Below are 11,929 nucleotides of genomic sequence, written 5' to 3' on the forward strand. Positions count from 1 at the left end.
ATCGGCGCAGCTTTATATAAATAATTTGTATAATCAGGTTTTGGTGAAAAAATGGATATAAATCAGCTACGTTGCTTTGTGGTATTAGGTGATGAGCTTCACTTTGGCCGGGCTGCCCGTAAACTCGAAATGATGCCTGCGTCACTGAGTCGCTTCATCAAACTGCTGGAAGATGATTTGGGGATAAGGCTACTGAATCGATCGACCCGCAATGTGTCGCTAACGCCTGAAGGTGCCGCCTTTTTAAATGAGGCCAAAACGGTCATTGCTGATTTCGATGCGCTACGGCAGCGATTCCGTAAAAATAGCCTGTTACAGAAAAGAACTTTGCGGATCGGGGCTATCGACAGCGCAGCCAAAGGATTACTTCCTGAATTGCTGAATCTTTTTGTCAGACGTTTTCCTGAGGCAGATATTCATCTTACGGAAGATAAATCTCACAAGCTGATTCCCCGACTTATTTCAGGATGGCTGGATGTAGTCTTTGTACGCCCGCCTGAACATATTGATGCCACGCTGACAGCGCGTTTTATCGCTAATGAAACCTGCGTGCTCGCCGTGCCCGCTCATCACCGGCTGGTCAGTTATGACGAAGTCAGTATCGATGATTTCCGACACGAGCCGGTTATCTTGCCGGAAAGACGCACCCGGCGTCACAGCCATGACCTGACAATGAATATTTTCAAAGAGGGAGGCAGCATGCCTGTCATCGCGCAGTATGCTGAAGAGAAGCAGACTATCCTGAGTTTTGTTGCCGCTGGACTCGGCATTGCTCTGGTGCCAGCGTCCTATAAAGACATGAATGCGGACGGCGTGAAATACCTTGCGCTCACGCCCAAAAAACATATCGAAGGCCTTCCCCTCAGCGCGATGTGGCATCAGGGAAATAACAATATCTATGTACGATCCCTGCTGGAGATACTTTCCGACAACATCGACGAGCTGACCCGTGATTTGTGACGGAGAAAGAAGATTGTTGCGCCAGGCGGCAACACGCGAGAATTTAGCCTGGTTGCAGCAAACTGTCGGCGTATTTGCGCGTTAAGCGAAACAGCGCCTGCACTTCCTCTTCCGGCCACTGCGCCAGCACCTGATTCATTAACCGCCGCCGCGCTACCGCAATACTGTCGATCATCTGTTGTCCGCTGGCGCTAAGCGTCACTTCGCTGATCCGTCGGTCATGACGGTTAGGTTGCTTACAGGCGAGCCCCTGGGCTTCCAGTTTTTTCACCTGGCGGCTGACGGTGGTGTAATCGCGCCCTAAATGATCCGCCAGCTCAACAACCCCCACCGGGCCATGGCGCCCTACCGCCACCAGCAGCGGAAACAGCATCTGTTCCAGCTGGACGCCGGCCGTCTGGAGGATCTGCTCGTCGCGCAGCGGCTGGTTCATCACGCTGATGATATCCAGTAGCGCGCCGTGAAAGTCGGTAATGTCGTAGTCATTATGTGCATCTTGCATATATTAATTTTCCGCGTATAGTGCTGCAAAACAATATGTGTATTTTACACATAATTCCCGACAGGAGAGAATTTATGAAAGCAGCCGTGGTTTTTGACCTCGCAGAAGGCCCGGTTTGGGCCGATTTTATCGAGCCGCAGCCCGCTGCCGGCCAGACGCTCATTGACGTCCGCGCCGCCGCGATGAGCCATGTGGTTAAGGCCCGGGCATCCGGACGTCATTATAGCTTCGACGGCAATCTGCCTTTTGTACCCGGTATCGATGGCGTCGGCACCACACCTCAGGGCCAGCGCGTCTACTTCGCCTTCCCCACCGCTCCCTTCGGCAGTATGGCGCAGCGGGCGCCGGTTGCCCTGCAGAATTGCCTGCCGCTGCCGGATGCGCTCGATGATGTTAACGCGGCGGCGATGGCCAATCCCGGCATGTCCGCGTGGGCGTCTCTGGTGACTCGCGCCCAGCTCCAGGCCGGTGAAACGGTGCTGATTAACGGCGCCACCGGCAGCGCCGGTCAGCTGGCGGTGCAGATTGCCCGCTATCTGGGGGCAAAAAAAATCATTGCGACCGGGCGTAATGCGCAGGCGCTGGCGGCGCTGGACGCCGATGAGTGTATTCAGTTAACCGCTGATGATAAAACCTTGAGCGGGCAATTTTCAGCGGCCAGCGCCGCGCAGATTGACGTGGTCATCGATTACCTGTGGGGACGCAGAGCGGAATTGTTATTGCCGGCCCTGGCGAAATATACCCCAGCCGGCAGACCGGTACGCTATGTGCAGGTGGGGTCCCTGGCTGGCGCCGATATCGCGTTAAATGGCGCAGTTCTGCGATCCGCCCCGCTCCTGCTGATGGGCAGCGGTATCGGTAGCCTGTCGATGCCGCAGCTGCTGGCGGCGACGGGTGAAATGCTGCAGGCGGCGGTGCCGGGTAAATTGACCATCGCCACCACCCCGCGGCCGCTGCAGGAGATCGCGGCGGCCTGGCCGCGGGACGACAGTCAGAAGCGTACGGTTTTCACCCTCGGATAAAAAATCGCTTCCGCACAAAAGATGGGGTTGATATCTTAAATGAGAAATATTATCTTTCTCATTACTGAATAGTTGAGTAAATAACTCAGGTATTCAGTACGACATTGCTCACATTGCTTCCAGTATTTTTGCCCGCACTTGTGCGGGCTTTTTTTATCCGCGACACACTTCTCGCACCAGTTGCTGCCGCCAGCGGTGGCCCGGCACCTGCTCCAGATGACATACGGCCCGGCATCGTTCTCCGTCACGCGGCGGGAGAACGCTCGCTGGTCGTCCCCCCAATAACGCGGTCGCGGAACAGTGCCAGCAGAGGGATCGGTGGTCCCCTATTTTTCATTACACCAATTTCCAGAACGGCGTTCTGCTCGCGCAGAAGGAGGGCATCTTTTATGCCAAAAACCACGAAGCGCCAGGTTAGCCCTGGCGCCTGTCACCTCGCGGCGCGGCTGGCCAGCGGCCTCTTCCTGCCGCTCTTTTGCTTCAATACCGCCATTTTCGTTCAAAATTTATGAACTATGTAAATTGCGATGAAGAAATATGTTTAAACGTCAACATTTCTATGTAAATATTAAGGCGAATGATAACTATTCTTTTTATCATTTATAGAATCACACCGGGTCAGCGCAAGCCAGACGACGAATAACGTCGCTTTTGCGCGGTGTGGTATGTGCTCATAACAAAAAATAAGCCTGCATTTATCATGGAAAAAAACGCTTCTCTGCCGTTTGGCAGTTTCAACTCATTGGCATTGTTTACGGGTCTGTGTCTGGGGGCCTCACCGGCAACGGGCATCGCAGCGGAAAAATCAGTCAAAAATAGTGAAGAGACGCTGGTGGTGGAAGCCACTCCGCCTTCACTCTACTCTCCCGGCGCCTCCGCCGATCCCAAGTTCAATAAACCGCTGGTCGATACCACCCGCACCATCACCGTGATCCCGGAACAGGTGATTAAAGACCAGGGCGTCACCAACCTGACTGACGCCCTCAAAAACGTCCCCGGCGTCGGGGCGTTTTATGCCGGTGAGAATGGCAGCTCATCTACCGGGGATGCCATCTACATGCGCGGCGTGGATACCTCTAACAGCATCTATGTGGACGGCATTCGCGACATCGGCAGCGTGACGCGCGATACCTTCAATACCCAGCAGGTGGAAGTCATCAAAGGACCCGCCGGCACGGACTATGGCCGCAGCGCGCCCTCCGGCTCGATCAATATGATCAGCAAGCAGCCGCGCCTTGACTCCGGGATCGACGGTTCGGCCAGCATCGGCAGCGCCTGGTCGCGTCGGGGAACTCTCGACCTGAACCAGGCGTTTAGCGACAACGCCGCGTTCCGTCTGAACCTGATGGGGGAAAAAACCCATGACGCCGGTCGGGACAGCATTGAAAACGAACGCTATGGCATCGCGCCGTCGCTGGCCTTCGGCCTCGATACCCCAACTCGTCTGTATCTGAACTATCTGCACGTCCGGCAGAACAACACCCCGGATGGCGGGATCCCCACCGTCGGCCTGCCGGGCTATTCGGCGCCTTCGCCGAAGTATGCCGCGCTCAACTCCGCCGGTAAGGTCGATACCAGCAATTTTTATGGCACCGACTCCGATTATGATAAATCCACCACCGACAGCGGCACTCTGCGCTTCGAGCACGATCTGACGGACAATACCACCGTGCGCAATACCACCCGCTGGTCGCGGGTGAAACAGGAGTATCTCCTGACCGCGGTGATGGGCGGCGCGAGCAATATCACCGCCCCCGATATCAATGACGTCAACACCTGGAGCTGGTCGCGTCTGGTTAATACCAAAGATGTCAGCAACCGCATTCTGACCAACCAGACCAATATCACCTCGACCTTCAATACCGGCTCGATAGGCCATGACGTCAGCGCCGGCGTGGAGTTTACCCGGGAAAACCAGACCAACTATGGCGTGAACGCCATGACCGCGCCGGCGGTGAATCTCTACCATCCGGTGAGCAACCTGTCGATTGGCGGGCTGGACAGAAACGGCGCGAACGCCAACGGCCAGACCGATACCTTCGGGATTTATGCCTTCGATACGCTGGCGCTGACCGAGCGGATTGAGGTCAACGGCGGGCTGCGTCTCGACAATTACCATACCAAATATGACAGCGCCACCGCCTGCGGCGGCAGCGGACGCGGGGCTATCGCCTGCCCGCCCGGCCAGTCGACGGGCAGCCCGGTCACCACCGTGGATACCGCCAAATCCGGCAATCTGGTTAACTGGAAAGCCGGGGCGCTGTACCGCTTAACCGAGCAGGGAAATGTCTACGTCAACTACGCCATCTCACAGCAGCCGCCGGGGGGCAGCAGTTTCGCCCTGGCCGCCAGCGGCAGCGGCAACAGCGCCAACCGAACCGACTTTAAGCCGCAGAAGGCGAAATCCAGCGAGCTGGGCACCAAGTGGCAAATCTTCGACAAACGTCTGTTGCTCAGCGCGGCGTTATTCCGCACCGATATTGAAAACGAAGTGGCCGCCAACGATGACGGGACCTGGTCGCAGTACGGCAAAAAGCGCGTGGAGGGATATGAGCTTTCTGTAACCGGAAACCTGACCCCGGACTGGACGATCATCGCCGGCTACACTCAGCAGCATGCGACGGTGACGGAGGGGCAGAATGTGGCGCAGGATGGTTCTTCCGCGCTGGCCTACACCCCGAAACATGCCTTTACGCTGTGGACGCAGTATCAGGCCACCAGCGATCTGTCCGTCGGCGGCGGTGCGCGCTATGTCGGAAGCCTGCGCCGGGGCAGCGATGGTGCAGTCGGTACCCCGGATCACACCGAGGGCTATTGGGTTGCCGATGCCAAACTGGGCTATCGGGTCAACAGCAACCTCGATCTGCAGCTCAATATGTACAACCTGTTTGATACCGATTACGTGGCCTCCATCAACAAGAGCGGCTATCGCTATCATCCGGGCGAACCCCGGACCTTTATGCTGACGGCGAACGTCCACTTCTGAGTCTGTGCGTGGGGCCGTTGCGCCCCACCTTTTAGAGAGAACACCGCGATGATGTATCACATTCCTGACGTGCTTTCGGCAGACCAGGTGGCGGAATTTACCCGTCAGCTGGCGCAGGCCGACTGGGTCGACGGGCGGGTTACGGTGGGCAGCCAGGGGGCGGCCGTCAAACAGAACCAGCAGATCGATACCCGAACGCCGCTGTATGCCCGCCTGCAGGCCACTGTGCTCGACATGCTGCACGGCCATCCGCAGTTTTTTTCCGCCGCGCTGCCGCGGACGATTTCCGCACCGTTGTTTAACCGCTATGGGCCAGGAGAGACCTACGGTTTTCATGTCGATGGCGCCGTTCGCCAGAACGGCGAGGCGGGCTGGATGCGTACTGACCTGTCAGCGACGCTGTTTCTTTGCGATCCGGAGAGCTATGAGGGCGGTGAACTGGTGATTGAAGACACCTATGGCCAGCACCGGGTGAAGCTCCCGGCCGGGCATCTGGTGCTCTATCCCGCCAGCAGCCTGCACTGCGTCACCCCGGTGACCCGCGGCGTACGTCAGGCCTCTTTCCTGTGGATCCAGTCGATGGTCCGCGACGATAAGCAGCGCGCGATGCTTTACGACCTGGACCGCACCATCCAGTCTCTGAAGGCCCGCTTTGGCGACGGAGAAGAGGTCCTCTCCCTGCTCAACATGTATCACAACCTGCTGCGCCAGTGGACGGAAGTGTGATCCGCTATCGATGGCGAAGGCTTGCGGCAGACAGATGTGACGTGACAATGAACTGGCCATCCGTTGGCCAGTTTTCAGCAGGATTTAAAACCGATAACCCGCAGAGAACATAAACACCCACGGATCCAGACGGGTGCTGACTTTCTGGTCCACACCGCCGGCTTTGAATTTCACATCGGTGTCGATATCCATGTACCACACCGACATATTCAGCAGCCAGTCACGGTTAATCAGATAATCGAGGCCAACCTGCCCCGCCGCGCCCCAGGAGTCCTTCAGGCTCAGATCGGAAAGCCTGGCCGCCTTGCCGGTATCGTTAAAGTCTTCATTAAAGAAGGTGGTGTAGTTAATACCAGCCCCCACATACGGGCGCACCTTGCTTTGTGCATCGCCAAAGTACCACTGCGCCATCAGGGTGGGTGGCAACTGATGGACGGTGGCGATAGTCCCGGTTGGCCCGGTACCGACCTTATGGCGGAACGGCGTTGCCGCCAGCAGTTCCACGCCGATGTTATCGGTCGCCATATAGGTAAAGGTTAAACCCAGCTGGGTGTTGTTACTGACGTTGAAACTGCCAAGGCTGCCTAACACATTGTCAGAGCCCTCCGTCGGTCGGACGGTGGCGGTCCCGGCACGAATGAAAAATTCACCCGCCTCATGCGCCCAGACGCTGCCGGTGGAAAGCGTGCTTAGAATTAATGCCGCCGCTGCTAACTTCTTCATATCCACTTCCTCATTATGGTTTTTCAGCGCGGCCAAATATACCTATAACGAGTTACGTTTGATCTGTTTTAGATCACACTAAAACCTTAGATTTAACATTTATTGATCCAGATTAATTTTTGATACCGATCGCAATACCCTGAATCCTTCTCACATCAATTTTCACTTTTCGCGAAAAAAAATATTTCTGCCCCTCTTGCCGCCGCTGAAGCGGCTGGATAAGTTAACTGCCGACAATCTGTGTTGATGCGTTTTTTTCAGGTGTAATTATGAGTGAAATCAACCCGTGCATGACGTGCGGTGCCTGTTGTGCGTATTTTCGTGTCTCTTTCTACTGGGCGGAAGCCGACGATGCGGGTGGCCTGGTGCCTTCCGCGCTGACCGAGCCGCTGACCCCTTTCCTGCGCTGCATGAGCGGCACCAACCAGCGACAGAGCCGCTGCGCGGCGCTGTCAGGCGACATCGGTGACGCCGTCCACTGCACTATTTATGAAAACCGTCCCTCCCCGTGCCGTGAATTCACCATGTCCGGTGAGAATGGTGAGGAAAATGACGCCTGCAACCGGGCGCGGGCGCGCTATGGCCTACCGCCATTGATTCCTCTTTACAAAGATATACCTGCCCTGAATGGTGCAGAGAGTGCTACGACGGAACGATTTGCGGTACAATCGCCGGCTAGTTAACACCTGCAACACTCAAGGAGAATGCATGTCTATCACGGCGAAGTCCGTCTACCGTGACACCGGGAATTTTTTTCGTAATCAGTTCATTACCATTTTGCTGATTGCGCTGTTGTGCGCGTTTATTACGGTAGTACTTGGCCATGCCTTTTCACCCAGTGACGAGCAGCTGTCGATACTCAGCGAAGGCGACAACCTCGCCGGTAGCGCCGGCCTGTTCGAACTGGTGCAGAACATGACGCCGGAGCAACAGCAGATCCTGCTGCGCGCCTCGGCGGCATCTACCTTCTCGGGTCTGGTGGGCAATGCGATCCTCGCCGGCGGCATTCTGCTGCTGATCCAGCTGGTCTCTGCCGGTCATCGCGTTAGCGCCCTGCGCGCCATCGGCGCCTCAGCCCCGGTGCTGCCGAAGCTGCTGCTGTTGATCCTCTTCACGACCTTCCTGGTGCAGATGGGGATGATGCTGGTACTGGTACCCGGCGTGCTACTGGCCATCGTACTGGCCTTTGCGCCGATCATGCTGGTGCAGGACAAAATGGGTATCCTCAGCGCCATGCGCAGCAGCATGCGCCTGGCGTGGGCCAATCTGCGGCTGGTGGCGCCAGCTATCATTGGCTGGCTGGTGGCGAAAACTCTGCTGTTACTGTTCGCTTCCAGCTTTGCTGTCCTGACGCCAAACGTCGGCGCGGTGGTCATCAATACCATCAGCAACCTGATATCCGCCCTGTTGCTGATCTATTTATTCCGCGTGTATATGCTTATCCGCAACTAATCTTAACCAGGATCGGGGTCTTCCCCGATCCGTCCTGAAAGACGGGATCGATGTATGAAGCAGTTTCTGGATTTTTTACCGCTGGTGGTCTTCTTTGCCTTCTATAAGCTTTACGATATCTACGCCGCCACCACCGCGCTGATCGTCGCGACCGCTATCGTGCTGATCTACAGCTGGGTACGCTACCGTAAAGTCGAAAAAATGGCGCTGATCACCTTTGTGCTGGTGGCCGTCTTCGGCGGATTAACCCTCTTCTTCCACAATGATGAGTTTATTAAATGGAAGGTGACGGTGATTTATGCCCTGTTCGCCGGGGCACTGCTGTTCAGCCAGTGGGTGATGAAAAAGCCGTTGATCCAGCGCATGCTGGGCAAAGAGCTGGCCCTGCCTCAGCAGGTCTGGTCGCGGCTTAACCTGGCCTGGGCAGTGTTCTTTATCCTTTGCGGGCTGGCCAATATCTATATCGCCTTCTGGCTGCCGCAGAATATCTGGGTGAACTTCAAGGTCTTTGGCTTAACCGCCCTCACACTGGTCTTTACCCTGCTGAGCGGGATCTACATCTACCGCCATATGCCGCAGGACGACCACCACTAACCCCTCCGCCGGCGCGCCATCGCGCGCCGCGCTCGCCCCCTATAATCTCACTGCGCTGGCAAACATTCCCTGCAACCACACAACCTCAGCGCATACGCTGACAGCTTCCCGGCCACACTGTGCAGACTCTCTTCACGATTTCTCTCAACTGCATAAAAAGTTGCGGTAATTGTGAGGATTTTATGGAGATTCATCTCGTTACATTGTAATGATAATGGTTATCATTAATATTCTCGATCTCATTTTGCATTGCTTTGAAAAGGATATTTACATGAGATCGCCGCAATATTCTGTCCCCACGACCCTGGCGCTGGTCATATCCAGTCTCCTCGCCCCTAACGCCTTTGCTGAAGAATCAGAACAAGATACCGAAACGATGATTGTGCGCAGTACGGCGGAAGAGGTGCTTAAGCAACAGCCCGGGGTGTCGATTATCACGGCAGATGATATTGCTAAGCAGCCACCGGTCAACGATCTCTCAGACATCATCCGTAAAATGCCCGGGGTGAACTTGACCGGCAACAGCGCCAGCGGCAGTCGGGGCAACAACCGCCAGATTGATATCCGCGGCATGGGGCCGGAGAACACGCTGATCCTGATAGATGGGGTACCAGTCACGTCACGTAACGCGGTTCGCTATAGCTGGCGCGGTGAACGCGATACCCGGGGCGACAGCAACTGGGTACCTGCAGAGATGGTCGAACGGATTGAAGTTCTCCGCGGTCCGGCAGCCGCGCGCTATGGTTCCGGCGCGGCGGGCGGAGTGGTCAATATCATTACCAAACGCCCGACCAACAACTGGCACGGTTCGCTGTCTTTCTTTACCAACCAGCCGGAAAACAACAAGGAAGGCACGACCAATCGCGCTAACTTCAATCTCAGCGGCCCACTCGCCGGCGAGGCGCTGACGATGCGCCTGTATGGCAATATCAATAAAACGGAACCCGACGCCTGGGATATTAACCATGCGCAAAACGGCTCTTACGCTGCGGGGCGCGAAGGGGTACGCAATAAAGATATTAACGCCTTGCTGTCATGGAAAATGACCCCGCAACAGATCCTCGATTTCAGCTACGCCTATAGCCGTCAGGGGAATATCTATGCTGGTGATACCCAGTACAGCAACGGCAATCTTAGCCCGAACGGGCTGGTGGACTCCCTGTACGGCCACGAAACTAATCGCCTCTATCGCCAGTCCTGGGGACTGACCTACAACGGTCTATGGGATTGGGGCCAGTCCAAAGCCGGTGTTTACTACGAGAAAACCAACAATACCCGCCTGCAGGAAGGCTCCACCGGCCGCGTCGAGGGCATGATCAACAGTGAGGATTATGCCACCAGCCGTCTGGAATCCTGGCGTACTACCTCGGAATTCAATGTGCCTTTCTTCTGGCTGGCGGACCAGACGCTGACGCTGGGAATGGAATGGAACCATGACCAGCTCGACGACCCGGCATCAATGCAGGCCACTAACAGCAACGGCGAGACTATCCCTGGGACCTCGGGCGACCCTACGCAACGTAGTACCAAAAACAGCGCCACCCTCACCGGTATCTATCTGGAAGATAATATCGAAGCCGTGCCTGGCACCAACCTGATCCCCGGCATCCGCTTCGATTATCATAATCAGTTTGGCAGCAACTGGAGCCCAAGCCTCAATCTGTCTCAGGCGCTGAGCGATATGTTCACGCTGAAGGCCGGTATCGCGCGCGTGTTTAAAGCGCCTAACCTCTATCAATCCAGTGAAGGCTATTTGCTCTCCACCCGCGGCAACGGTTGTCCGAACACTATCGCTGAAGGCAGCTGCTATCTGCTGGGCAACCCTGACCTCGATCCGGAGATCAGTATTAACAAAGAGATCGGTATCGAATTCAACCTGAATGGTTACGCTGCCGGGGTCACCTGGTTCCGCAACGATTACAAAAACAAAATCGTCTCCGGAACCGAGGTGCTGGGCTATACCTCCAGCGGCAATAATATTCTGCAGTGGCAGAACGGCGGCAAAGCCGTGGTCGAGGGGCTGGAAGGAAATCTGCTGATCCCGGTGCTGAGAGATGTCCTAAGCTGGCGGACCAATGCCACCTGGATGCTCAAATCAGAAAGTAAAGAGACAGGCAATCCGCTGTCGGTTATCCCGAAATATACCGTTAACACGATGCTCGACTGGCAGGTAAACGATGCCCTGTCTGCGAATGTGAACTGGACGCTTTATGGCCGTCAGAAGCCGCGTCAGTATGCGGAAATTCGCAACGAAACCGGGACCCTTGCCACCACCGAGATAGGTGCCTATTCCATCGTGGGGATCGGTACCCAGTATCAGCTAAACCGGGATATTCGCCTGAACGCCGGAATAAGTAATCTGTTTGATAAGCAACTGTATCGCGAAAACGCCGGCGCCTCGACCTACAATGAGCCTGGCCGCGCGTATTACGCCGGCGTTACCCTCTCCTTCTGAAGTGCCGCGCCCGCCTCAGCGGGCGCTTTCCCCTATTCTCACCGCCCCGTTTTCATAGTAGCATCCCGCTGATCGTCTTTGACCACAACAGAGTAGAGCATGACAACTACAGATCTTGCCCCGAAGGGCGAAATGGTTTTACGCACCCTGGCAATGCCGGCGGATACCAATGCCAACGGGGATATTTTTGGCGGCTGGCTGATGTCGCAGATGGATATCGGGGGCGCCATCATGGCCAAAGAGATCGCTCAGGGTCGCGTGGTGACCGTGCGCGTGGATGGGATGACCTTTTTACGCCCGGTGGCCGTCGGCGACGTGGTGTGCTGCTACGCCCGCTGTGTGAAGCGCGGCAACACCTCGGTGACGATTAACATCGAAGTGTGGGTGAAAAAAGTCTCTTCTGAACCGATTGGCCAGCGCTATAAGGCGACGGAAGCGCTGTTTATCTACGTTGCCGTCGATAATCAGGGTAAACCGCGGGCTCTGCCGGCAGAATAAGATGGCGCCCG

General features: G+C 56.1%; 11 protein-coding genes. 9 read left to right on the forward strand and 2 right to left on the reverse strand.

Annotated features, from left to right (window positions below):
* The first annotated feature begins 51 nt into the window (after positions 1–51).
* Positions 52–960 carry a LysR family transcriptional regulator gene (locus CWM53_RS02660; RefSeq protein ID WP_100630927.1) on the forward strand — a complete coding sequence of 303 codons (909 nt, stop codon included), beginning with the start codon at positions 52–54 and terminating at the stop codon, positions 958–960.
* 43 nt (positions 961–1,003) lie between these two features.
* Here CWM53_RS02660 and CWM53_RS02665 read toward each other — a convergent pair whose 3' ends face one another.
* Positions 1,004–1,462: a MarR family winged helix-turn-helix transcriptional regulator gene (locus tag CWM53_RS02665; RefSeq protein WP_100630928.1), complete on the reverse strand. Its 459-nt coding sequence runs from the start codon at positions 1,460–1,462 to the stop codon at positions 1,004–1,006.
* Positions 1,463–1,536: 74 nt separating this feature from the next.
* On the opposite strand from CWM53_RS02665, the gene CWM53_RS02670 reads away from it, so the two are divergent.
* From CWM53_RS02670 to ybiX, 3 genes are all read left to right on the forward strand, one after another.
* Positions 1,537–2,484, forward strand: a complete 948-nt coding sequence (locus CWM53_RS02670; protein ID WP_100630929.1) for a quinone oxidoreductase family protein — start codon at positions 1,537–1,539, stop codon at positions 2,482–2,484.
* 700 nt (positions 2,485–3,184) lie between these two features.
* Complete coding sequence (locus tag CWM53_RS02680; protein WP_100630931.1) at positions 3,185–5,470, forward strand: catecholate siderophore receptor Fiu; 2,286 nt, start codon at positions 3,185–3,187, stop codon at positions 5,468–5,470.
* A gap of 48 nt (positions 5,471–5,518) precedes the next feature.
* On the forward strand, positions 5,519–6,196 hold the full coding sequence (gene ybiX, locus CWM53_RS02685) for a PKHD-type hydroxylase YbiX (RefSeq protein WP_074386121.1): 678 nt from the start codon (positions 5,519–5,521) through the stop codon (positions 6,194–6,196).
* A gap of 84 nt (positions 6,197–6,280) precedes the next feature.
* Here the strand turns inward: ybiX and ompW are convergent, their stop codons facing one another.
* Positions 6,281–6,919 carry an outer membrane protein OmpW gene (gene ompW, locus CWM53_RS02690; RefSeq protein ID WP_100729925.1) on the reverse strand — a complete coding sequence of 213 codons (639 nt, stop codon included), beginning with the start codon at positions 6,917–6,919 and terminating at the stop codon, positions 6,281–6,283.
* A 269-nt stretch (positions 6,920–7,188) separates the two neighbouring features.
* On the opposite strand from ompW, the gene CWM53_RS02695 reads away from it, so the two are divergent.
* The 5 genes from CWM53_RS02695 (at position 7,189) to yciA (ending at position 11,918) form a co-directional block, all read left to right on the forward strand.
* Positions 7,189–7,602: a YkgJ family cysteine cluster protein gene (locus CWM53_RS02695; protein WP_061154919.1), complete on the forward strand. Its 414-nt coding sequence runs from the start codon at positions 7,189–7,191 to the stop codon at positions 7,600–7,602.
* A 25-nt stretch (positions 7,603–7,627) separates the two neighbouring features.
* Positions 7,628–8,371: a YciC family protein gene (locus CWM53_RS02700; RefSeq protein WP_074386139.1), complete on the forward strand. Its 744-nt coding sequence runs from the start codon at positions 7,628–7,630 to the stop codon at positions 8,369–8,371.
* A 54-nt stretch (positions 8,372–8,425) separates the two neighbouring features.
* Complete coding sequence (locus CWM53_RS02705) at positions 8,426–8,965, forward strand: septation protein A (RefSeq protein ID WP_008807761.1); 540 nt, start codon at positions 8,426–8,428, stop codon at positions 8,963–8,965.
* 271 nt (positions 8,966–9,236) lie between these two features.
* The gene (locus tag CWM53_RS02710; RefSeq protein ID WP_074386222.1) at positions 9,237–11,420 is read left to right on the forward strand and encodes a TonB-dependent siderophore receptor; all 2,184 of its coding nucleotides are present in this window, start codon (positions 9,237–9,239) and stop codon (positions 11,418–11,420) included.
* A 99-nt stretch (positions 11,421–11,519) separates the two neighbouring features.
* On the forward strand, positions 11,520–11,918 hold the full coding sequence (gene yciA / locus CWM53_RS02715; protein ID WP_008807759.1) for an acyl-CoA thioester hydrolase YciA: 399 nt from the start codon (positions 11,520–11,522) through the stop codon (positions 11,916–11,918).
* Positions 11,919–11,929: the final 11 nt, after the last annotated feature.

This window comes from Klebsiella sp. A-Nf5 (assembly GCF_002810545.1).
Classification (GTDB): Bacteria; Pseudomonadota; Gammaproteobacteria; order Enterobacterales; family Enterobacteriaceae; genus Klebsiella; species Klebsiella variicola.